The following is a 23651-nucleotide window of genomic DNA, read 5'->3' as shown; positions in this document are numbered from 1 at the left end:
ATATAGTTGTGTATTGGTAATGAATGGCTAGCCATTCATTACCAATTTTTTTGCTCGATTTTTTTCCAGAATTTCTGGATTCTCAAATTCGGTTGAATTGGATATTCTGCTGGATGATCCGTTTTGAATGCCTCTGCTCGCACTACGGCTGGTGTTTTTCCATGAAAACGTTCTTGTGGATATTCGTTCATATAAAATTCAATGGTCTCTGATACAGCTTGGATGCAACTCTCTATTGAATTGATTTCTGGGTGCAGAATAAAGAGTATGTCTTTTACAATTCCTTGAAATCCTTCCATACTTGCGTTGTCTATGCATCTTCCAACCCGAGACATAGATTGTTGAATCCCCATTTCTTCTAGCCAATGACAGAATACGGGACGCGTATATTGAAAACCTCTATCTGAATGGAATAGCTGGCATCCTCCTGGATTCTTCTCTAATGCTTCTCTTAATGTTTCATCAACAAGCACGGAATTGTTTTTCGTACTGACTTTCCATGATATAACGCTGCGATCATACAAATCTAAAATCGAAGAAAGATAAAGTTTTTGATTTGTTTTCGGTACTTTGATTTCAGTAATATCAGTTACCCATTTTTGATTCGGTGCAGTACTTTCGAAATCTCTATTCAAAATATTTTCTGCAGTTTGTCCAGGATTAGATTTTATCCAAGTATGTTTCTTTGGACGATAAACAGAAAGAAGATTCAATCTCGCCATGATCCGATACACTTTCTTGACACCTACTTCAATTCCATAGATGTCCTTCAGTTTTCTGGACATTTTTCTACATCCATATAAACGTTTCTTTTTCTTTGCGAGTTCTTGGATTTTTTCGATCAGCTCGATTTCATCTGGATTTGGTCCTTTTTCCTTGCGATGAAGCCATTTATAGTAAGCCGCACGACTAATACTTAAAATTTGGCACATTTCCCGAATCGGCCAATTTTTTTGAACGTGATATTGTTCGATCAGTTTATAGTCATGTTCTTTCCATTCTTGCATTATTTGATTTCGTTTGACTCGACTATATCGTTCCACCATCTCCTTTCTGTTGCTTCGGCTTTTTTTAAGAGTTCATTCTCCATTTCAAGATGACGATTAATCGCTTGTAGTCGTTTCAACTCTCTACGTAACTGTTCATTCTCATCGAGTTCTTCTTTAGGGACTCTTTTCCCTCGTCGATCCAGCAGACCTTCTTCACCTTGCTCGTTGAATTTGATAACCCAATCTCTGACTTGAGAATAGCTGCATTCAAAATGAGCAGCAGTTTCTTTATAGCTACAACCATGAGCGTAATACCATGCAACAATTTTGCGTCTTTCTTCTAAAGTTGTTTTCTTTCTAGGTGCCATGTATACCTCCGGCTGAGGAGTGTAATCCTTCAGTTCGTTCGTTTTTTTAGTATACTTCTTAACCCAGTTGAAAACGATCGAATCAGATGGAATTCCATGACGAGTAGCAAGGGTTTTTAACCCACCTTGCCCACTTAGATATTCTTGGCAAACAAGTTCTTTGAACTCTTTAGTGTATGAGCTATTAGATGGTCTGGCTTTAAATGCGTCGACGCCATTACATTTATATTGCCGAGCCCAAGTGAAAATTAAATTGCGCCCTGTCGCAGACATATTGAGGGCTGACGCAATAGATGAAGCAGACATCATATGGTTGAGGTATTGATGAACTGCCCAAAGTTTTTGTTCAGCAGTATATTTTGTTTTTCTAGACATAAAAAAGTTCCCTATCAATGAACATGATTTTTTGTATTTATCGTGTTCAATAGATTGGGAGCTTATCACATCTCGATTGAGTTATTTCGAGTGTCTACTAAAAGGGAACTTATCACTTTTTCTAGCTCATTTGCTTCTTTTTTATTTTCTGTAAAATGATGAGATCCAGTATTTGTATTTGGATTATACAGGCGATAAACCGGAATCGTTTGTTCACTTTGATTGAAAGAATTAAAAACGCTTCCTTCATCTTTCCAGCCTGCCAACTTCAAGTTTTCAATTTCCTTAAGATCATGCGTGTAGTGATGGTCACCAGCATTAGGATTATACAAGCGGTGGACACTCAACGAAGCATTGTTCTCGCTTAACCAGCGACTACTTTCAGCATTCCATCCGTTTTCAGATAGAACTTTGTATTCGTTTTTATCCGTGGTAAAAAGATGTTCCCCGGATTGCGGATGATACAGACGATAGACTGGTTTTTGATTGGTTACATAAACCGTTGCCGTAAAAGGAATTAATGGTAATGGAAATTCTTGACCAGGCCATTTTTGATGCAGCTTTCCAAGAGTTTCTTTTGAATAAGAAACTTCCCAGGAAAGGTTAATTTTACCTTCTTTTAAAGCTTTAAATTCATTTTGGTTGTTGAGATCAAGAACTGTTGGATCACTGTTCCAAATGTCGAGATCATATTCGATTGGAACACCATTCCAAATTTCTTTTTTACTTTCAATTTTTCCTGTCTCACCAATTGTCAAATACTCAACAAGTTCAAAATTTTCAATTTCTGGCGCAGGCATCGTATTTACATCCTGTGCATAAATTGGAAATCCCAATAAAGGTGTCAAAATTATAGACAGTGTAAGAACAATCTTAGTCATTTTTTTCATGCGCTGTACCCTGCGATCCCTTCATAAATCCATCCCATATTCAGAATTTCACACTTCTTTGTCTTTGCATATAAATTATATTATCAATAATTATAACCTCTAATAAATAATATAGTAGAAGCCATTTTGCTTTTGGATTTCTATTACAAACATTTGACTAAATCACCCTTAAATTTAACCACTTCATAGTAAAAAATAAATACAATCAAACTATTTGCGTCCAATCGAAAAAAGGATCATCCGAAAATGACCCTTTCCATTTCAATCATAAGTTTTATGTAAATCGCTTTACGAGTAAATTAACGATATTTATTTTGTTAATTTAGAAGCAGCTGCTTCGTCTACGATTACGATGCAGTCTGGGTGGTTTTGAAGTACAGAAGCTGGGCAATCTGTGCTCAGTGGTCCTTCGATCATCGCTTTTACTGCGTCTGCTTTGTCTTCACCATTAGCAATTAACAGAATTTTCTTCGCATCCATTACAGTTCCGATACCTTGAGAAATTGCGTGTGTTGGAACTTTGTTGATGTCGTTGTCGAAGAAACGTTTGTTTGCATCACGTGTGCTTTCAGTTAATTCAACGATATGTGTTCTTTCTTCAAATGGAGTACCTGGTTCGTTGAAACCGATGTGTCCATTACGTCCAATACCTAATAATTGAATATCAACACCTTTTACTGCATCATCATATTCTTTAGCAGCTTCAGCTGTGTTTCCGTAAGGAACATGAGTGTTTTCTGGTTTGATATCAACGTGGCTGAATAACTGTTCGTTCATGAATGTGTAGTAAGATTGTGGATCGTTACGATCGATGTCTACATATTCATCAAGGTTATAAGTCACGATATCTTTATAGGAAGTACCATTGTTTTTGTGGTCAGCTACCATTTCTGCATAAAGTCCAACTGGAGAGCTTCCTGTTGCAAGACCTAATACAACATCTTTTTTGCTGTCTAGGACTTCTTTCATGACTTTGAATGCTTCTTTAGACAATTCGTTATAGTCTTTTGTGATAATTAATTTCATGATTAATCTCCCTCTATTTATCCTCTTTATTATAGCTCAATATATTGCACAAATCGGTCATCAATCAAACATATCCTTTTCTTTTCCTAGAGTGGATATTTAGTTGATCTCCTTTTAGCTCTGAATGCTCAAAAAAACAATATGATCTTTGTTTTTCGCGTTGAAATGTTCCTGTTCATGAACAATTTTACGCTCTATTTCGTCAGTGGTTTATTTTTTTAACGATTTTAAAAGTTCGATCATCTGTAAAGCAACGATTTTTACAGTTTCTGCACTCATTAATTGGTCTTCAGCGTGCATTAAAAGAAGATTAACTTGTGTTGGTTCACCGCTTGCTTCTTTAGTGATTAATTCGCCATGAGCTGTGTGAGCTTTTACGAATTCTTCTTCACCTTCTTTAATTAATGCTTCTGCTTTTTCAATATCGCCTTTAATTGCAACTTCCATTGCTTCGATATAGTTGCTTCTTGCAGTTCCTACAGCTGCAATGATCTGAAAGCTGATTAATTCTAAACCGTCCATTTTAATTTCCTCCAATTCAATATTTGTATTATATCGTATTTTATATTTTGTATATGATTTAAATATTTTGAAAGTGCATTTCAATTCAACATTTTTACTCGGTAATCCCGGCTGCTCAATAAAAGTTATTCTTAGTTTTCTTTTAATGGAGCAGTACGTGTTTTCATGTAGTTATCGAGCCATTCTTGGCTAGCAAGTTCATGAACACATTTACCATCAATGTTTTTAACAAGATATACAGCTGGCTCTTCGTTTTCACGAGCAATCGCAAAGGAGAATCCTTCGATATTTGTTGCCACACCGTATTCACCTTTATTGTTCAACGCAACAACACTTAAGTCGCCAGCTTTACCACGTCTTTGTTTTAATTCAGCATCGAGTTTATTGACAGCGATTTCGCAAGCTTCTTGTGGGTGATATCCTTCTTTCATTAAACGGACGATTTCATAGGAAATGCATCCTTTCATTAAGTCTTCACCCAAACCAGTAGCACTTGCACCACCAACTTCAGAATCTGCATAGAAGCCACTACCAATAATTGGAGAGTCGCCAACACGACCTTTTTTCTTCATGAATAAACCACTTGTAGAAGTTCCTACAACGATTTTTCCAGCTTTATCTAATGAAACAACACCAACTGTGTCATGGCCAATATATGGACGAAGTTCTTGTTGTTGTTCTTTTACACGATTGCGATAGTGGATTTTAGCACGATCAGAAAGCATATTTTTTCTTTCGAATCCTTCTTTATGTGCAAATTTTTCTGCACCTTCAGCCACTAATAAGCAGTTTACAGATTCTTTAGATAAACGTTTTGCAATACTGATTGGATTTGCGAAGTCTTTAATTGCTGCAACTGCACCAACATCCATAGTATCGCCATCCATATAAGCGGCATCCAATTCAACTTCCATTTCTTCGTTTGGAAGTCCACCGTATCCTACAGATTTGTAATATGGAAAATCTTCGATGTCTTGAATTGCTTTTTCTAACGCATCTCCTGCAGAAGCGTTGTTTTCAAGCATTTCTCCACCAGCAGTAATTCCTTCAAGCGCCATTCGCCAAGTTGCAATCATTGCCCACATAGTCAATTCCTCCTATCTCCTTGTGACAATAAAGTCTTAGGTGTTTAGACAAGCAGACTGTATCAAAGTGTTTCCTAAATCGAGGAAATCAATCGTTTCACATCTAAAATCATTGAATGATCGTTTTGATCCTCCTGCTTTTTAGAAGAATCATTCATCATGCAAATCTGTTCGACATTACAAATTAGCATCATTTTAATTGTAGATAGAAAATTTAATCTCATTTGATTGTTCACATAGAAACGATCATCTGCTTTAAACACTCTTATTATAAAATTTATTCCGCAATTTTTATAGGTTACCTACTTCCTAGATTTAGGAAGATGAACAAATCGTCTAAAACGCACATTCTGTTCATCGGTTTTCTTTTTTTATTCTTGTTATTTGTAGGCCCATAAGAAAAAGGTGCTATCACATTATAGGACAGCACCTATTCAAATCGCTTTATTTCATTTTAAAGTTGATTTTAAACGATCAATTCTTAAAGCTTATTGATCTGTTTTTGACCAAGGTTCAATGTTTTGATCCATCTGGCATAAACGATAAAGTGTCCAAGCATAAACTTTTGCACAAGTCACTAAATCATCGATGTCCATCCATTCATTTGGTTGATGGGCAATTCCATTTTGTCCTGGAAAACTAGGTCCATATGGAATGATTGTTTGACAAACATGTGCATATGTTCCACCTGTTGTTGTTGTTGGTTGAACATATCCACCCATTGCTTCTGCATAAGCATCGCTAATAGTTTGAACTAACCAACAATCACGTTCATGTAATACAACTGGACTATTGGAAATCACTTCGACTTTCATATCTCCAGCTTTTGATTTGATTTTTGCGATCACTTCATCAATGTCGCAAGTTGGGTAGCTTAAAGAGAAACGGATACCTAAATCATCACCATCTTCAATCAGCTGTTTGCCACGGATAATCATTTCACCAAAGTGTTCATCTTTATAATTGATGCCTAAACGATCACCATTTGGTTTTGCATTCATAAAGTATTCGTTGATGAATGGAACAGCAACTTCTTTTTTGCCTGTTACTGCAATCACAGCACGTCCACGCTCACCATAAATTGCCGGGAATTTATTGTCTGGTGTAAATCCCATTAATGGCGCTTTTTCGTGTTCAAGATAGTAACGGCAATCTGCCATACCTGTTTCTTCGTTTGTACCGAAGATGACACGAATCGGGATATTTGGTTCGATGCCTAATTTTTTTAAAGCAAGCATACCATAGAACGCAGAGAATAAAGGTCCTTTATTATCTAGTGCGCCACGTCCCCAAATACGATTATCTGCAATTGTTGCTGAGAATGGAGGATAAATCCAGCCATCTCCTACTTCAACGACATCAAGATGTCCCATGACACCAATGTAGTTTTCCCCTTCACCAAATTGAGCGTAACCCATATAACCATCTACATTTTTTACACTCAATCCTTCACGTTTAGAAATTTCAAGTGCTTTGGTTAATGCATTGTTTACACCTTGACCAAATGGCATTCCTTCTTGAGGTTCACTGCGTTGTGAGTCGATTTGGACCATCTCGCAGATATCCTGAATCATCTGATCTTTTAATTCATCGATTTTTGCAAAAATTTTCTCTTTCATTTCGCATTCTCCTAGCTAATCAGTGTTTCAAAAGTTGCTTCATCCATTTCTTCGATAATTGCTGTCAGCAAATCCACGCAAGCTTCAACATCATCTTCATGAATCACTGATTGATTTGTATGCATGTAACGAATAGGAATCGATAATGTCATATTGACGATTCCTTCAAAACTTTTATGAATGTTACCTGAATCCGTTCCCCCATCTGCAAATACTGCATATTGGAATGGGATTCCCACTCTTTTACATACATTTTCAACATAACGAATGAGTGGACGAGATGCAATAGTATTCGAGTCAATCATTGAGAGAACAACCCCACCACCTAAACGGTTGCAGTTTTTGTTCATTGGCGTATCTCCAGCAAGAGTCGTATCGATCGCAAACGCCAAATCTGGATGCATCACGTCTGTTGCTGTACGCGCCCCTCTTAGCCCTGGTTCTTCTTGCGCAGTTGCCGCAAAGGACAAAGGCGCATGAGATTTATTTTTTAAACGTTCAAGAATATAAAGACCAACTGCGCAACTAACACGGTTGTCTAACGCTTTTCCGGCAATATATTTTGGGTTATTCATTCTACGCAATTCAGTGTCTGGTGCAACCATATCACCAATCTGAATGCCTAGATCTAAAGCTTCCTGGCGACTTGCTACACCTAAATCGAGATACACATCATTGATATCTACAGTTTTTGAACGAATTTCTTGTGGTAAGCCATGAGTAGCCATACTACCGATAAAGCCTTTAATTTCTTTTCCTTGTTGAGTCACAACTGTAAAGTTATGACCTAACAACATGTGCGACCACCAGCTACCTACTGGTGTTAATTTTAAGAATCCATTTTCATCAATGTCACGAACAAAGAAACCAACTTCGTCAGCATGTGTCGCAATCATAATTTTTGGACCTTTATTGTCGTAACATTTCGTTCCAATTACAGAACCTAATCCATCATGACGTACATCATCGACAAGGCCCTTCATTTTTTCTTCGATAATGCCACAAACGGTTTCCTCACAAGAAGAAATCCCTTTAGCATCCGAAAGACTTTTCAAAACGCTTAAATCAATCATAGTTCACACCATATCCAAATTCTTCAATTTTAGCGCTGTTCAACGATAAAATGTATTGCACTGTTTTTTCGACTAAATCATCGAAATCAGACAGACTTGCCATGACTCTAGGTCCGCCCATGTGATTCATTGCAACACCTAAAGAAAGTGAAGGTGTTCCTTTTAAAGTTTTGTGGATGAAGGATCCATCATTGCCATAAAAGCTAATTGATTTTTGGACAGCAAACTGATCTGTAAAATCATTCAACAGACGTTTTCCAGGTAACATTTGTTTATCGTAAACACCTACGCACATTCCATTACCACGTGTAATTTTTGGTGATGATTTAGCCGCATCAAATCCACATAAAACAAGCGCACTGTCAGGTTGAACTACATAAGTTGCTGTTTTTGTTCCACGCCATCCAACGATGGATTGCGCAATTCCTCCCATTGCCACATTGAAATCTAATTCATGTCCTTGGAGTCTTTCACTAATTTCGATAATAGCTTCTAACATCATACGAGTATTTAATTGTTTACCCATTACGACATCACTACCGAGTTGTTCACATTCACTTGCAAAAGAAACGAGATCGCCAATTGTAAATACGTTTTTCGCTTCTTCTAATGTCATACCCATATCTAATACGAGCATATCCATTTTGATCGCAGCGGATGGTTCTTCCATGAATCGTACTTTATTGCAAGCAACCACACCGGTGTATGCTTTATGATCTCTTGTATAAACTAAAACTTTTTGGTGAAGAAGACTTGCTGCAGAAATCCCTTCTAATGCTACAAATTTCAGTGTTCCATCACTTTCATAGTCACTAACCATGAGTCCGAGTTCATCTAAGCTCGTTGCAATCATCAATGTTTTTGCATTTGGATTGTTACTTTTTTTTACGCAGAATAATGATCCCAAACGATCTTTAACCCATTCGTCACCAACTAATCCATTTTTTAGAATTTCTTTAACATCATTTTCTTCACCACTTACGCCCATTGCTTGACATAAAGATGAAAGTCTTTCAAAACTGTTTTTTTCCATGAGTAGCCTTTCTAAAAAAGCCAACCTTTCGGCTGGCTTCTTTTTTTAATAGCAATATTTGTTTTTAACTTCTTCAAGTTTTTCTGGATGATTTACACTTGCATCAATCAATTCACAAAGATTTTCGATTGAGTTATTCAATCCAGTACCGCCTTTTTTAGGCATTTTTACGATCGGAGTTTTTGTACGATAAGTCTCAATAGTTGCCGAGTTTTCTTGTGACATCATCGCACAGGCTTTGATATCTGTATTTTCAAGAATCGATGTTGCACACATAGCGCACATTTCTGAGTATTCTGGAAAGTTGAAACCAGGACCACAAACTACAAAGTCTGGGCTTAGTTTTTTCGCCATCGCTGTCATTTTTTTCACTACTTCGTCTTGATGATCTTTGAAGTATTCTACTCCACAATAAAGTGTAGCAATGACAGTTCCTCCGATTTTATTGAAGTGAGGTGCTAACATCTCACCTGTTCCGATCATTCCTTTTTTAGCAGTTAATTCGCAATTTGGATTACTTTTTCCACCTGCTCCAGCAAGACCAGAATCAAAAATCAAAAGTAATTTCATGATTAATCAAATGATAAGTCGTCGAATGACAGATCATCGAGGTCATCCGTTTCATCAGCATGTAAGCTTTCTTCTTCCAAGTATTTTTTATCCAGCATTTTTAAGAATGGGTAGTAGATTAACATATCCATTACTAACTGAGCTAACTGGAATACAGATGCTACTAAGGAACCAGTTACTAACCAACCAGAGAACATGATAGGCATTGTCCATGGTAACTGAACACCTGAAGTAATTGGAAGAACTCCAATATTTGTTGCGATAGTTGCAGTAACTGTATTCAATACTGGAACTAAGATAAATGGCACAGCCATAATTGGGTTTAATACGATTGGTAAACCGAAGATAATTGGTTCGTTGATTCCGAAGATCGCAGCTGGTAAAGAAAGTCTTCCCAGTTGTTTAATACGCGCGGATTTACCTAAGAATGCCATCATGATAACAAGACCTAAAGTAGATCCTCCACCACCGTAGTTACAGAAGAAATCAGAGAATCCGGCAGTGAAGATATTAGTCATTTCAAGACCTGCTTTAGCAGCATCAAGGTTTTCCTGAGTTAATACTTTATGGATTGGGCCAAATACTGTATTTGTAACAGCTGGTCCGTTGATTCCGAAGAACCAGAATAATGTTGATAAGAATTGGTAAGTAACTTCGAATAAGTTGCTTCGTCCGATACCAACAAGTGGTGCTTGAAGTACTTCATAAATGAAGTTGTGTGCATATTCATAAGAAGTATTTTTGAAAATACCATGAATAATTGCGAAAGTTGTCATTGCAAACGCAGCAGGAATCAATGCAGCAAATGAATCCATAACTGCAGGTGGTACACCATCTGGAAGTTTAATGACTAATTTTCTCTTCATCGCCCATGAGAAAATCAGTACAGAAACGATCGCAGTGATCATACCCAAGAACATTCCAGCAGTACCTAAGTTACCAAAGCTGAAACCGCTGAATGCTTTACCAGCTTCATTTACATAATCTGGATGAGATTTAGGAGTAACGATCAAGAAGCATGTTAATGCAACAACTGCACCAGCAATTTTGTCTACGCCTTGTTCACGAGCGTAAGCATAACCGATACCCAAAACACCTGTTAATGCAACTACATCGAATGTAGAGGAAGTAACAGCTGATAAATATGCTTCCCATCCTTCACCAGCGAAGCTAGCGATAAATTCAGACCATCCATCAATTGGAAAGTTTGCAATCAGTAAGAAGATGGAACCTACGATTGTCATTGGAACGGTTACTAAGAAACCGTCACGGATAGCAGTTAACACCTTATTTTTAGAAAGGGTATCGGCAATAGGAGTTAACGCTTTTTCTAACTTGTCAAACATCTTTTATTTCCCTTCGTTTTCTTTCATTTTCTTAATTGCCATTTTGAGGACACGTTCACCATTCATTGCACCGTAGTCAGCGCTATCGATTACAAAGATTGGTTTTCCTAAATGACCATATTTTTCGACAACTTTACCGTACAGGTGTTTAACCTGAGGACCTAAGCAGATGCAGTCAGGATTAAACTCAGCGATAATTGTGTCCATTTTAGAGTCTGGAAATGCTTTTACTTCAAAAGGCAGTTTATGCTCATCGGCAACTTTTTGCATTTTACTTGCCAGTAGAGAAGTAGACATTCCCGCATTACAGAATAAGTAAACTCTACGCATTGTAATTTCCTCCTTGTTGATTAGAGTATATCAGATAAAACAAGTAAACGTTTTCAACTTTCTTCCTAATATGAGGAAATTTATAAAGCTCCGTTCCCAACTTCATGAATATCTTTGACGTAAGTTTTTGAAATCTTATCGTGCAAAGTTTGACTATGTGTTTTATCACGTAGTGACATGAGTAAGGAGATCACCGAAATAACTACGATCGGACCACTTAAGAGTAAATCCATCGTTCCCGTATCTAATGGTAAGAACTTTGTCAGCAACATTGTTTTAAATGCAGAAGTGAAGAAATAGAATGTTCCTTCCAATAATAGACATCCAACAACAAAGCGGAACAGCAATGTCTTCAATCCTACTTCTTGGTCGTTTAAGTCTACAACTTTCAACTGCATCACGTGTAGCATCAATGTTTGCCCCTTCCAAATTTTTGCAGGTACGTACACGTAATAGAATAAAAAGATTAGTGCAAGTATTCCAATAGTGATTAAGGATTGTGGGGTTGTCATATTTTCGAACCCGTATTGAACCTCAATCTTTCCTTGGTTGAAAAATCCATAACATAAGGAAATGGCAATATTGGCCAGTATTCCTGATAAATACCAGTCAAACCCAAAAGCGAAAAGACGCTTCACAAAGTAACCAGCTCTTGATTCATTTTTCTTTGCAGCTGCCTGCTTTGTTTTTCTTCCTTGTTTCATAAAATACCTCCATTCATATCTATCTTACTGAATCATCACAAGATATGAGCTTGAAGACGCTTCCTAATATTGGGAAACCGCTTACTAGATAAATTTAACATAGTCTTTTGCTTTCAAAAACAATTATTTTTGAATAATATAGACTATCTTTTAAATCCTAAACGCATAAAAACTAGTCATTTTCTTTTTATTTTTTCTATTTAACCGCGTTTTCAATCCTTATTTTTGTCTAATCGATGCTCTCCAACACTTTCTCACTTGCGCAAAAAAACACCCCCTTAAACCTCGTTTGGTTTAAAAAGGGGGTGTTTCGATTCAAAAAATAGATCTTAACTCAATTGCAAGATTAAAATTAGCGACCGATTGCAGCCATTAATCGTGCAACCAATTCTTCTTTAACCACATCATAATCATTAGCATGTTCACCAGCTAAATAAGAATAAGTCACTTTTTCTCCTGATGTAGTTGGGTCATTGTCATAACCTTTGCAAGAAGAATGGATTTGATGAATGCCAGTTTCTTGGATCATCTCCATTGCATTTGTTGCATTCATACCACTTCCCGCAAGGATTTCGATTTGATCACCAAAGAGTTCTTGCATCTTTTTAATCTGTTCTTTTCCTTGCATTGCTTTTTCTTCTTGGCCACTTGTCAAAACACGATCAGCTTTTAATTCTACTAAAATACGGAATGCTTCTTCAAAATCTGGAGTTACATCCACTGCACGGTGGAAAACTGCTTCCTTATTGTAGGAATGAATTAAATCGATCATTTCTTTAGTTGCTTCTACATCGATTGTTCCATCGGCATTTAAAAAACCAAATGCAATTCCATCCGCACCATTTTCTAAAAAGCTTTTTGCTTCAGCCATCATCACTTTTCGTTCAACTTCAGTGTAATGGAAACCGGCACCACGTGGACGAACCATGCAGATTACTTTTAAATCTGTATCTCTTTTAACTAAACGCAATGTTGCTTCCGTTGGAGATAAGCCACCTAAAGCTAAAGCACTATTTAATTCAACACGGTCAGCTTTTCCTCTTGCAGCAGCCAAACAATCTTCATAACTTCCTGCGCAAACTTCAATTTTGATATCTTTCATCTTCATTTCTCCTTATCTTTATGTTTTGAATTTGCGGATCGATTCGATCCATCTTTGATCTGATGATCTATTTTTTGGATATCGAGTACGTCTATGTATTAGTTTATTCTTCTAAAATCGCATGCATAAATGATTCGTAATTTTTTTGGCGTTTTAGTCTTGTAAAGCGAATTGGATCGGAAACCAATTGAATCCACCAATCAAAGAACACGCCTAATAAAGCATTATCACTTTGTTTAATTCCCAACAAAATAACAAATTCTACCGTGTATTCCCCCCACTTAATCGGTTGATCTAGAAATGCGATTGAAATCACAGATTCATTGACATCACAGTTTAAAGCATGAGGTAAGGCAAAGCCTACTTGGAAAGAGGTTGGTGCAAACTTTTCACGTTCTAGAATACTGTTGTAATAGTTGCTTGGCACAAGTCCATCTGTAACAAGCGGATCAATCATCTTGCGCAAAGCTTCCCCCGCACTTTTTGCAGGAAAATGATCATAGAAATATTCTTTTTTGATCAAATTTTTAATTCCATTAACGAAATCTTTCTTCCCTTTTTCTTTATCCATTTTATTTAGGCAACTAAAAATTTCCGCTTCATTTTCAGGGCTGTAGAAAATTGAAATATTAACCGTTGGAATATTTAATGAATGAGTTAATGGAATCGTCGTTAAAATCAAATCTGGATTCATGTCTTTGACCTTTTTTTCTTCAAATGTTTTTTCGATCCCAATAATATTAATCCGTTCTTCAAATTGATTACGAATTTTATCGATCACTAAAGAACTCAACGCTTGATCGTTTGGGAAAAACAACAAACAACGATAACGTTTTGTCATTGTGATTTTGTTATAACTTGCACCTAAATGCAAAGCAAGAAACCCAATTTCATCTTGCGAAATATTAATCCCTGTTGTTTGTTTAAGTGTCTCGCCCGCGCAAACAGCCATATCGAAAATCAGTGGGAATTTCCAGCGGATTTCATCTAAATAAACATTGGTGATCGATGTATTATTATTCATCCGTCCAACTAATGATTTCAGGTGTAAAGACAATCCACGAAGAAGTTCTTCATCTTCCTTCATATTCACACAAAAATGCAAATAAATAGATTGCAACATATCCAATGTCAATTGATCTAATTCAAACTTTTTACCATTATAGTCAATTGTATTATCTGTGAACTCTAATGCCTTTTTCCCCATCAACAACAAAGCCAATTGGCGTTTCTCATTTTTGTTCACTTTTAAAGGATATAATTTTGCAATCCGATCATATAAATCATTAGCCACCGCATATTCCACTGTCTTTTCAATTTCAGAGTCATCATTGGTTTCTTCAATTGTATGGAAAAGCATCATTCTTTTTAATGCCACACCGACGTGCATCAAGATCATAGGAACTTCCATTTCACGAACAGAAAAACCGTGTGCTTTCATACAAGAAGACATCAAATCTTTGCATCGATACAAATCAAATTCTGGGTAAAGCTTAGCAATGCAATCAATATTGAAGAAGTTTTCTTCCACTTCTTCCATTAACAAGCGTTTAAATAAACGCCGTTTTTCATATTCATCTCCAACTAATGAAACCCAACCTTTTTTATAGATTAAATCTAATCCATCATCTGGTAACATCCGCGTCCGAATCGTTTTCAAATCTTGCTCTACAGTATAAATACTTGCGCAAACTTGTTCGCAAAGTTCACTGATATGAGACTCACGAACAGAGAGTAGCTTTTTGAGTATGTAGTCGCATCGTTCTTTAGGGGTTTGTGGAATCCCGTTGGTATGAGTTTGCGTTAATGCCTTTTTTTCAATATGAAGTCTATACCCCATTTGATAGGAGGACTCAATCCAACCATCTTCCATCTGATTATTAATTGTTTCGATATCACTTCGAATCGTTCGTGTGGTCACGTGCATAACCAAAGCAATATCTTTCCCTTTGACCCAATCTTTTTTCTGGTCTAAAAAAGAGATGATCTTTTCTTGTCTCTCGTTCATAATCCATATCCTTTCTATATTGATTTTATCTTATTTGAATCTACAAGGTTACTTCAACACCCTAATTCCTAGAGATAGGAAACTAATGCGTACCTCTGAATATATAGGGTCTTCTATAATTGAATTAGGTGATAATCATGTTAAAGAAATTAATTGAACCGAACAAAATTCAAAATAAACAGATCCGATTAGTTTACTCTATCGTTTTAATTGTTTGTAGTTCCCTACTTCAAACATTTGTGATTCAAACCTTCATGAATCCGTGTAACTTATTGTCTAGTGGTTTTACCGGTCTAGCTTTATTGATCAATAAAATTTCCCAACTATTTGGCATGAATCTCTCAACATCATTCTTGATTCTCGCCTTAAATATTCCATGTGCTTTATTCTGTGCAAAACGAATCTCAAAGAGATTTACGTTACTATCCTGCATTCAGTTCTCATGCACATCTTTATTTTTGACCATTTTTAACTTTCAACCTGTATTTGATGACCTTTTATTAAACATCATCTTTGGTGGATTCTTATATGGTTTAGTTACTGTAATTGCCCTTAGAACGGATGGTTCAACAGGTGGAACTGACTTCATTGCTTTATTCATCTCTGACTTACTGCACAAAAGTATTTGGAATTACGTCTTCCTTTTTAACATGACTTTGATCATTATCTTTGGTGCTATGTTTGGTTGGAAATATGCAGGATATTCTATTCTGTTCCAATTCATCTCTACAAAGACGATCGATAACTTCTTTAATCGTTACGCTCAAGTTTTAATTGAAGTGACCACAACAAATAGTGAAGTAGTCGCTAAAAAATACCAAGAAGCTTTCCGTCACGGTATGAGTATCATCGAAGCCCAAGGAGCTTATGGACATCAAACTGTCCACTTATGCAAGACAGTCGTTTCTACATATGAAGCGCAAGAAGCCGTTCGCATTATCCTTAAGGCAGATCCAAACGCCCTAATTTACACTCATAAAATTGATAATTTCTACGGTAAGTTCTATCGTCGACCTATTGAATAATCGATTCAGTTAAATAGCATTTCGCAACTCATTCAAAAGTCAGCTCCTAACTAAGAAGCTGACTTTTTTAATTTCACATACGCTATATCCTATTCCTCATTAACAAATCGATCAATCAAAATATATTGAGTAAAGAAAGCTTGACCTGTACGTTGCGTACACCCTTATGATGTTTACATACCAAGGAGGTATTTGAATGCTATTAAACGATGTAATCAAAGAAGTAGGCATAACAAAACGTGCTGTTAAATACTACGAAGAAAAAGGCTTGTTGTCAGTAGATAAAGACGATAATGGGTATCGCAATTACACACACCAAGATATCGAGACTTTGAAAAAAATCACACTCTATCGAAAGCTCGGTATTAGTATCAAAGACATTCAATCTCTTTTGAAAAAAGATGACAAAAACAAACTTCTTTCCATTTATCAGGATAAACTACAAGAAAAGCTATTAAAAGATTCAGAACTCGAAGCACTTAAACAATATATTGAAAATGGGAATCTAGATCAAGCAAATGAGTTACTCGATTATCAAACCGTTGAACAGGCCATTGAAGCCTTGCTACCTGGTAAAGAATGGAGCGTTTATTTAAAAAGTCACTTTAGACCTTTTTTGAATATACGAATGTCCACGCCAGAACAAAAACAAGCTCTGCAAAACATATTAGAATATTGTGATGAAACTGAATTGAAAATCCCCTTTATTGTAGATCTTGGCATAAAAATGGCTGGTGGAGCTATAGCGGAAAAAAGAACTGCCGATGAGATGATTGCTCAATATCGAGACATGAGTGAGAACGATTATGAAAAACTAAAACAGAAGGTATTATCGGGTGCCAAACTAAAATCTGGCATTATGAAATACCATCCGATCTATGTTGCTCAAAGAAAAATGATGAAGGAGCTTCAAAACAAAGGTTATAACGATATATTTATTCCTAACATGATGGTGCTATCGCCAAAATATGCCGAATACAAACGTGTTTTGGACGCCATAAACGATAGAATTTGTCGTGAGTTAGGGTTGCACTATGATTCCAATTTTAACCTTGTCCTTAAAGATCAATAATCAATTCTTATAAAGCACTCTTCCATCATTTAAATTTTGATCTACTAGAAAGAATCACTTTTTTAATTAAAGTAATTTAGCTCTTCTCTTTTTCTTTATTCGAACCCAAAAATGTGTATTGATTAAAATGCACATTTTTTGTTCGATGATTTTATCCGATTTTTAGCTACTTATCTTTTCTGAATTCTCTCTTTGTACTTAACAACATAATTTCAAATAAAACATCACACGTAAGCTTAACTATGTCGTTTCTCTTTTAAAAAAATCTAGAAGTGCATATTCTCAACAAACCTAAAAAAAACGCCCTCTTGCGAGGACGTTTAATTTTTCCATTCCTAGAATAACATTGCAGTTGCAGCTTCTGGAACTGAAGTTAACCAAGGTACTGGTACTAGTGGATCGTATCCAGATCCGAGCAGACCGAATACACCAGCAACGATACCGATTACAAGCAGTAAGAAGATACATTTGATTGGTGTCCAACCTTTTTTAAGGAGAACATACATCAATAATGTGAATAATAATGGAAGTAAGCATGGCAGGATTGTATCCAGGTATTTTTGAAGAACAATTGGGCTTTCACCGTTTTCAAATACGATACCTGTAGTAGTACCACCACCGTAGTTAGCTGTTAAAGCACCAACGATGAATACACCAAGGATAGAAGCAGCACGTGTGAATTCTTTTGCGTTAGCAGTCATCATGTTAACAGCTTCAAGACCTAAGTTGTAAGACCAGTACATTAATACATAACGTAATACCATTTCGACACCAAACGCGATAACGAAGTACATGATTGGACCCATGATATTACCAGAAATTGCCATACCGCAAGTCATACCTGCGACGATTGGAATTAATGTGAACCAGAACAATGCGTCACCGATACCACCTAATGGAGCAGCAGTGGAAATACGTACGGCACGAATTGTTGGGATTTCCATTTTGTTTTGTTCCATGGAAAGAACAAGACCCATAACGAATGTAACGATGAATGGGTGAGTGTTTAAGAAGTCCAAGTTATGAGCCATGGACATAGCTAAGTCATCTTTGTTTTTGTGAACCGCTTTTAAACCTGGAAGCATACACCATAACCAACCGATTGCTTGCATACGTTCGTAGTTGAAGCAAATCTGAAGGTTACAAGAACGCCAGATCATTTTATTCAGCACTTTTTTATCTACTTTTGGTGCTGGAGTGCGGTCATTGTAGAACTGCATATCTTGCAGGTTTAATTGAGTATTATTAGATGCCATCAGAGAAGTCCTCCGTAGCTGCGTTAGCAGAAACTTGTTTAATAGCTACAGCTGTGAAGTAGTTGCTTAATGCGATACCGATACCGATGAAAGCAACGATGATCAAAGCTGCACCACTTAAGTTAGGTGTATTACCAACGATAAGAGCAATGGCAAATCCCATTAAGAAATAGCCCCACATATCGTTAGCAAGCATAATTTTAAGCAATACGCCGAATCCGACGAAACGCATCATTTTACCAGCTTCACCAAGGCCAGCCATGAACCATGCAGCGTTTTCAGATAAGGATTGCATTGCAGCTTGAATAGAAGAACCAGCTACGTAAGCAACAACTGCGATTACAGCAAATAAGCTACCAAGTAAGAGTACGTCAGCGATAACTGATTTTCTTACACCACTGTCATCACCTTTAGAGCAAGTTTCATCACACCAAGAGTTGAAAGAAGATGCAATTGTAAACATGATTGTTACAACGTAAGTACCAAATACGGAGAAGATAACTGCTGCACCAAGTGCGGAGTCGATATCCATACCAGTTTTAACTGCGAAAATCATGGCTACAACTTCACCAACTACAACGTTAGCAGGTTGAGCACCACCTACAGGCATTGAACCGATCATCATAAGTTCATATGTACCACCAAGAACTAAACCAGTGTTTAAATCACCAAGAATAGCACCGATAATTGGACAAGCACACATTGGACGGTAGATGATTTCTGTCAATGAGAATTGGTCAATCGCAAAGATAAATGTAACGATGGCCAACAAAATGACTTCAAACATTTCTTTAGTCTCCTTTTTTTCTAGACAAGTCTTAGAGAGATTATGAGAATAACTTGTCTACACTTTCTTTACCAGTATTTGGAGTACGTTGAATTTCTAACGTAACGCCAAGTTCCTGGAGCTTTTTGAAGCAAGCAACATCATCATCGTCTACAGCAACGGAAGTAGCAACTTGGCGTTTACCTTCAGCCATGTGCATATTACCGATGTTTAAGACGTCAATAGGAACTCCACCCTCAACCAATCTCAAAGCATCTTGAGGAGTTTCTAAGATCAGGAAAATTTTCTGAGCTGGACTAGCTTTATCGATTACAGCAATCGTTTTATCAATAGAGAAATAACGAGTTTGTGCATAACCAGGAGCAGCCATATTCATGAGTCCCTGACGGAACTGATCCTTTGCAACAGCATCGTTTGCAACTAACAATAAGTTAGCACCAACAACACCAGCCCACTGAGTAGCAACCTGTCCATGAATTAAACGGTTGTCGATTCTTGTAGCAACAATATTAGGCATAAAATCAATCTCCTTTCTAATAAAGTCTTGCTTTTAAAGCGCTCTCTACGTTTATGATTATATCTGTTCTGTTGATGTTTCCGCTTACACAAATCACATTAATATTTGCATTTTTTAATATGTTTAGAAAAATAATTTCTAAATTCGATAAATTAAGCGGAATTTTTGTCAAAAATCCACTGTTTTTTCTCCGTATTCCTTAGTTTATGTGAAAATTTTGGGATTAATATCGAAATAAAACCATTTTTCACAACTATTTTGCTCATATTCAATCAAGAAAAATTTAACTTCTTAAAATCAGTAAATTTTTTCTTGATTTGAAAATACTAATATGTGCACTTCTTCTTTTAATTTCTGCCGAATTCTTAGATGTTTTTTTTATATGTCGTTAATTTCCGCCTTTTTAGGCTTCAAAAAGCGAGCTGAAGGGGGATGATTTTGTATTTTTGTTCTTTAAAATTTCAAAAGTGCCAATATATTGATTCTATTCCTTCTATGATTTTTTTATTTTACTTAAAATTCACTATTTATATTCTTTAAATTTACTAAATTATGTTACTTGTCATCCAGTTGATATTTCTCAATCGGAAATTTATGCAAGTTATATAATTTTTTAGTTTTTACTCATATAAATCACGTTTTACTTTGTGTTCTCTTGCAATTTTTCGTTTCTTTTGACGTATTTCTGGGTGTTTTTTCTTCAATATCCAATGTTTTTTGACTCTTGCTAGGATATAACTGTATCAAAATTAGTTATAAAAGCATCTATATTATTTATTTCATTTGCAATTTTTAAGACTAATTAAAATGTAAGTTATTATTTTGTGCAAATCCTTTACAACTTAGATTTCACTTTTTATACTTTTTAGTAAGAAAATTCAAAAACGGATTAATTTCTACATCAAATGGAGATATCCCTCGGAGGCCTTATGTTAAAACGAACAACACATTACGAATTTTCTCCATATGGAGCTGTTTACTACGAACTTCCTGAGTTGAAAACTCACATTCCAACAACGACCTACCATAAAGTGTCTAGTAAATTCAAAAACAAAAGTGTGTCGCAAGTCTATCATTGCTCTGCTCCAGTCTTTGTTGATTGCAAATCTGGAATTATCTTGATGGAAATTTCCAAAGATGGAAAAGAGTTTGAACGATTTGTCATTCATAGAATTGTTGAAATCAAAGCAGGAATGTATTTTGGTTTTATTTCTATTTCTAATGAATCAACACTTGAAGCTTATATTCCAGAGGAATCTCCTGTTGTTTGTCCACTTAACAACGAAATTACTTATCAACCGATCGAAACAAAGTTGCATATTGAAGAGATCTTGGCGACTTATTATCAAGTACGAAAAGGTTCTTACGTTTTCCCTGGCGAAGCCCATGAATATTACGAGCTAATCTACATTGATCATGGCTCTATTGAAACAAATATCGAAGACACTGAATATCCTTTAAGCAAATATGATTTGATGATCTATGCACCGGGTCAATTTCATAGTCATCACACTCGTGAAGATCAAAACTGTGCCTATTTAACTGTCGTGTTTAGAATGAATGATGCATTGCCTGAAACATTAACGAATCGTGTATTCCACTCGCGCAAAGACATTTATCAAGTTCTATGTCGCTTTATGAAAGCAGTTCAAGATGACAGTTATCTCAACCAAGAACTTGCAATTTTATATTTGAAAGAAATTATTATTCTTCTTCACCAGTTCGATCATAAAGAATCTGTTGATGCCGGTGCTAGCCCTATGCAGATTCACTATGAGCATACTTTGTTGAATGAAATTCTCGTATTCATTAACAACAATCTCTATTCTTCCTTTACTGTTGAAGATATTTGCACGAAGTTTTCCGTATCTCGATCTTCCTTGCAAAACTTATTTAGAAATAACTTACACATTTCTCCAAAACAGTACATTTCGAATCGAAAGCTCTCTCAAGCGAAACAATTGATTCAGCAACATACCTATACGATTTCAGAGATTAGTGACATGCTTGGCTTTACGAGTATTCACTACTTCTCTAGAAAATTCAAAACAGCCTATGGTCTTTCCCCTACTGATTATTCAAAGTCCATTAATCAGTAGGTGCGATTCCAATACCCACTCATTTTTATTCATCTTTGAAAACAGTCTTGTTGATGGCAAGGCTGTTTTCTTTTTCTGTTTTATCGCATGCAAAAAAAGAAGAAGTGGCATTTGCCAATCTTCTTCTTTTTTCATGACCATATTTATGATTTGGTGAATATTATTTATGGAGTGGACTAGATTCCATCAGAGAAATCATCATTTTCTTCTTCAACTGGAGCTTGGAACACGAATTTTTGAACTTGATCTTTACCTACTGTAAGAGCTTGTTCTGCTAATTGATGAACATCTTCCATGAATTGACGAACCATATTAATTTCGACTAACATACCTAAGTTTGTACCAGCGACAACTTCAACACCACGAGCATATCCGAGTTCAACAGCAGTTTTGAAAGGTGAACCACCTGCTAAATCAGAAAGAACGATAATAGATTCGCAATCACTCATGTCATCCATTGCTTTTTGTAAGTTTGCAGAAAGAGTTTCAACGGAATCAGAAACTTCAAAATCTACAGCTGCGTAATGTTCAGCAGGTCCTGCAATAACGTTTAATGCTTCAGTTAAGCCACTTGCAAAGTGACCGTGACCAGTAACGATTAATCCGATCATTTGTTTTCCTCCTATGCTTCGTATGGGTAAATTGTAACACCTTGAACAACACGGTTTACTTCACCTGTTGGACATGGGTTATCTGGTGTGCTACCCATTGCGATTGATTTGTATAAAGCTAATACTTGAGCAAATACGATGTAATCGAATGCTAAATACATATTTTCTCTTGGTGCTTCAAGATCGAAGGATACATAGTAATCTACTAATTCTTCGATATCTGCATATTTACGAGCTGCAACAGCAACTAATTTGTTTCCTTTTCTTTGACCAGACATTTCTTTGATTAAGTCATATTCATATTGTCTTTGATATTCGTCATCAGAAATGTAAACAATTGTTAATGTTGTATCGTTGATTACAGATTTTGGTCCGTGACGGAAACCAAGTGGTGAATCGAATACTGTATCTACGCGACCTGCTGTTAATTCGCAAAGTTTTAAGCGAGATTCTTGTGCAATACCTTTTAATACGTTTGCGCCAAGGTAAACAATACGGTTGAAGTCGTATTCTTTAACGATTTTATCAGCTGCAACATAGCCTTCATCGATAAAACGTTGACCTGCTGTGATTGCATCTTCTAATTGAGCTTCAACTTCTGGTAAACGATCTAAGTTGAAGCAAAGCATAGCTGCTAACATCATGTTTGAGAAAGAACTTGTCATTGCGAAGCTCTTATCGTGTGTTTCTGGTGTTAAGTTAATTGCTAATGCATGTGGGTGAGTAGCTACTGCTTTAGCTAAAGCACCTTCGTTGTTGCAAGTGATGAATAAGTGGTATGCATTTTCTTTGCATACTACATCAACTACTTGAACAGCACCAACGCTTTCTGGAGAGTTTCCAGAACGGCCGAAGCTAACTAATAATGTTTTGTGGTTTGGGTTCAAATATTGTGCTGGAGTTTGAACTAAATCAGTAGATGCATAAGATTTAGCACGGAATCCTGTGCAAGTGTTAATAAATGAGAAAAGTGCATTTCCCACGAATTCACTAGTTCCTGCACCAGTGAAGATGATTTCCAGATTTTCATCCGCAAGTAGTGGATCGATGAAAGATTTTAATTCACCTTTCATTTCGTTAATCTGGTTAATTGTTTTTTTCCAAGTTGTTGGCTGCTGCGCAATTTCTCTAGCAGTCCAAGTCCCGTTGCATGCTTGATAGAATGCATCATCATGTCCAAAAATCATGAAATTTAATCTCCTTTTCTTTTGATGATTTTATTATAACTTTATTTGTCCTTTTGC

23 protein-coding genes are annotated in these 23651 nt (G+C 36.3%); 3 read left to right on the top strand and 20 right to left on the bottom strand.

Annotated elements, in window-relative coordinates; genetic code table 11:
• Positions 1-38: 38 nt before the first annotated feature.
• The 15 genes from ALLST_RS0102525 to ALLST_RS0102450 form a co-directional block, all read right to left on the bottom strand.
• Complete coding sequence (locus ALLST_RS0102525) at positions 39-1007, bottom strand: IS3 family transposase (RefSeq protein ID WP_019892466.1); 969 nt, start codon at positions 1005-1007, stop codon at positions 39-41.
• Positions 1007-1732 carry a transposase gene (locus ALLST_RS0102520; RefSeq protein WP_019892465.1) on the bottom strand — a complete coding sequence of 242 codons (726 nt, stop codon included), beginning with the start codon at positions 1730-1732 and terminating at the stop codon, positions 1007-1009. The genes ALLST_RS0102525 and ALLST_RS0102520 overlap by 1 nt, the downstream gene beginning before the upstream one ends.
• Positions 1733-1797: 65 nt before the next feature.
• Positions 1798-2532, bottom strand: a complete 735-nt coding sequence (locus tag ALLST_RS10960; protein WP_019892464.1) for a hypothetical protein — start codon at positions 2530-2532, stop codon at positions 1798-1800.
• Positions 2533-2931: 399 nt separating this feature from the next.
• Positions 2932-3648, bottom strand: coding sequence for a glucosamine-6-phosphate deaminase (gene nagB / locus ALLST_RS0102510; protein ID WP_019892461.1), 717 nt, complete (start codon positions 3646-3648; stop codon positions 2932-2934).
• A 210-nt stretch (positions 3649-3858) separates the two neighbouring features.
• Positions 3859-4170: a PTS sugar transporter subunit IIA gene (locus ALLST_RS0102505; protein WP_019892460.1), complete on the bottom strand. Its 312-nt coding sequence runs from the start codon at positions 4168-4170 to the stop codon at positions 3859-3861.
• 131 nt (positions 4171-4301) lie between these two features.
• The gene (locus ALLST_RS0102500; RefSeq protein ID WP_019892459.1) at positions 4302-5255 is read right to left on the bottom strand and encodes a glycosylasparaginase; all 954 of its coding nucleotides are present in this window, start codon (positions 5253-5255) and stop codon (positions 4302-4304) included.
• A 488-nt stretch (positions 5256-5743) separates the two neighbouring features.
• Positions 5744-6874, bottom strand: a complete 1131-nt coding sequence (locus ALLST_RS0102490) for a Sapep family Mn(2+)-dependent dipeptidase (protein WP_019892457.1) — start codon at positions 6872-6874, stop codon at positions 5744-5746.
• Positions 6875-6885: 11 nt separating this feature from the next.
• Positions 6886-7947 carry a M42 family metallopeptidase gene (locus ALLST_RS09840; RefSeq protein WP_019892456.1) on the bottom strand — a complete coding sequence of 354 codons (1062 nt, stop codon included), beginning with the start codon at positions 7945-7947 and terminating at the stop codon, positions 6886-6888.
• A complete protein-coding gene (locus ALLST_RS0102480) occupies positions 7940-8980 on the bottom strand; it encodes a zinc-binding metallopeptidase family protein (RefSeq protein ID WP_019892455.1) in 1041 nt (346 codons plus the stop codon). The genes ALLST_RS09840 and ALLST_RS0102480 overlap by 8 nt, the downstream gene beginning before the upstream one ends.
• Before the next feature lie 45 nt (positions 8981-9025).
• The gene (locus ALLST_RS0102475; protein WP_033399744.1) at positions 9026-9550 is read right to left on the bottom strand and encodes a GrdB-related putative oxidoreductase; all 525 of its coding nucleotides are present in this window, start codon (positions 9548-9550) and stop codon (positions 9026-9028) included.
• A 2-nt stretch (positions 9551-9552) separates the two neighbouring features.
• Complete coding sequence (locus ALLST_RS0102470; protein WP_019892453.1) at positions 9553-10896, bottom strand: PTS sugar transporter subunit IIC; 1344 nt, start codon at positions 10894-10896, stop codon at positions 9553-9555.
• Between the two features lie 3 nt (positions 10897-10899).
• On the bottom strand, positions 10900-11226 hold the full coding sequence (locus ALLST_RS0102465; protein ID WP_019892451.1) for a PTS sugar transporter subunit IIB: 327 nt from the start codon (positions 11224-11226) through the stop codon (positions 10900-10902).
• 80 nt (positions 11227-11306) lie between these two features.
• Complete coding sequence (locus tag ALLST_RS10955) at positions 11307-11930, bottom strand: RDD family protein (RefSeq protein WP_019892449.1); 624 nt, start codon at positions 11928-11930, stop codon at positions 11307-11309.
• A gap of 352 nt (positions 11931-12282) precedes the next feature.
• Positions 12283-13032 carry a copper homeostasis protein CutC gene (locus tag ALLST_RS0102455; RefSeq protein ID WP_019892448.1) on the bottom strand — a complete coding sequence of 250 codons (750 nt, stop codon included), beginning with the start codon at positions 13030-13032 and terminating at the stop codon, positions 12283-12285.
• 103 nt (positions 13033-13135) lie between these two features.
• On the bottom strand, positions 13136-15040 hold the full coding sequence (locus ALLST_RS0102450) for a BglG family transcription antiterminator (RefSeq protein ID WP_019892447.1): 1905 nt from the start codon (positions 15038-15040) through the stop codon (positions 13136-13138).
• A gap of 137 nt (positions 15041-15177) precedes the next feature.
• Here ALLST_RS0102450 and ALLST_RS0102445 point away from each other — a divergent pair, with 137 nt between their 5' ends.
• Complete coding sequence (locus ALLST_RS0102445) at positions 15178-16065, top strand: YitT family protein (RefSeq protein WP_019892446.1); 888 nt, start codon at positions 15178-15180, stop codon at positions 16063-16065.
• A 196-nt stretch (positions 16066-16261) separates the two neighbouring features.
• Entirely contained in the window at positions 16262-17137 is an 876-nt protein-coding gene (locus ALLST_RS0102440; protein WP_019892445.1) for a MerR family transcriptional regulator, read from the top strand.
• Positions 17138-17472: 335 nt separating this feature from the next.
• Here the strand turns inward: ALLST_RS0102440 and ALLST_RS0102435 are convergent, their stop codons facing one another.
• From ALLST_RS0102435 to agaB, 3 genes are read right to left on the bottom strand one after another with little or no spacing between them, the layout of a single operon-like run.
• A complete protein-coding gene (locus ALLST_RS0102435; protein WP_019892444.1) occupies positions 17473-18393 on the bottom strand; it encodes a PTS system mannose/fructose/sorbose family transporter subunit IID in 921 nt (306 codons plus the stop codon).
• Positions 18383-19180 (bottom strand): PTS sugar transporter subunit IIC, encoded by a 798-nt coding sequence (locus tag ALLST_RS0102430; RefSeq protein WP_019892443.1) that lies wholly within the window; start codon positions 19178-19180, stop codon positions 18383-18385. Before ALLST_RS0102430 ends, ALLST_RS0102435 begins: the two co-directional genes overlap by 11 nt.
• Before the next feature lie 40 nt (positions 19181-19220).
• Positions 19221-19697 (bottom strand): PTS galactosamine transporter subunit IIB, encoded by a 477-nt coding sequence (gene agaB, locus ALLST_RS0102425; protein ID WP_019892442.1) that lies wholly within the window; start codon positions 19695-19697, stop codon positions 19221-19223.
• 929 nt (positions 19698-20626) lie between these two features.
• On the opposite strand from agaB, the gene ALLST_RS0102420 reads away from it, so the two are divergent.
• Entirely contained in the window at positions 20627-21796 is a 1170-nt protein-coding gene (locus ALLST_RS0102420; protein ID WP_019892440.1) for a helix-turn-helix domain-containing protein, read from the top strand.
• 176 nt (positions 21797-21972) lie between these two features.
• On the opposite strand, the gene agaF is transcribed toward ALLST_RS0102420, so the two are convergent.
• Both agaF and ALLST_RS0102405 read right to left on the bottom strand, forming a co-directional pair.
• Positions 21973-22407 carry a PTS galactosamine/N-acetylgalactosamine transporter subunit IIA gene (gene agaF, locus ALLST_RS0102410; protein WP_019892437.1) on the bottom strand — a complete coding sequence of 145 codons (435 nt, stop codon included), beginning with the start codon at positions 22405-22407 and terminating at the stop codon, positions 21973-21975.
• A gap of 11 nt (positions 22408-22418) precedes the next feature.
• Entirely contained in the window at positions 22419-23594 is a 1176-nt protein-coding gene (locus ALLST_RS0102405) for an SIS domain-containing protein (protein WP_019892436.1), read from the bottom strand.
• Positions 23595-23651 lie beyond the last annotated feature (57 nt).

The organism is Allobaculum stercoricanis DSM 13633 (assembly GCF_000384195.1).
GTDB lineage: Bacteria > Bacillota_I > Bacilli_A > Erysipelotrichales > Erysipelotrichaceae > Allobaculum > Allobaculum stercoricanis.
Note: the sequence above shows the minus strand (reverse complement) of the source record. Positions and strands in the feature narration are given on the sequence as shown.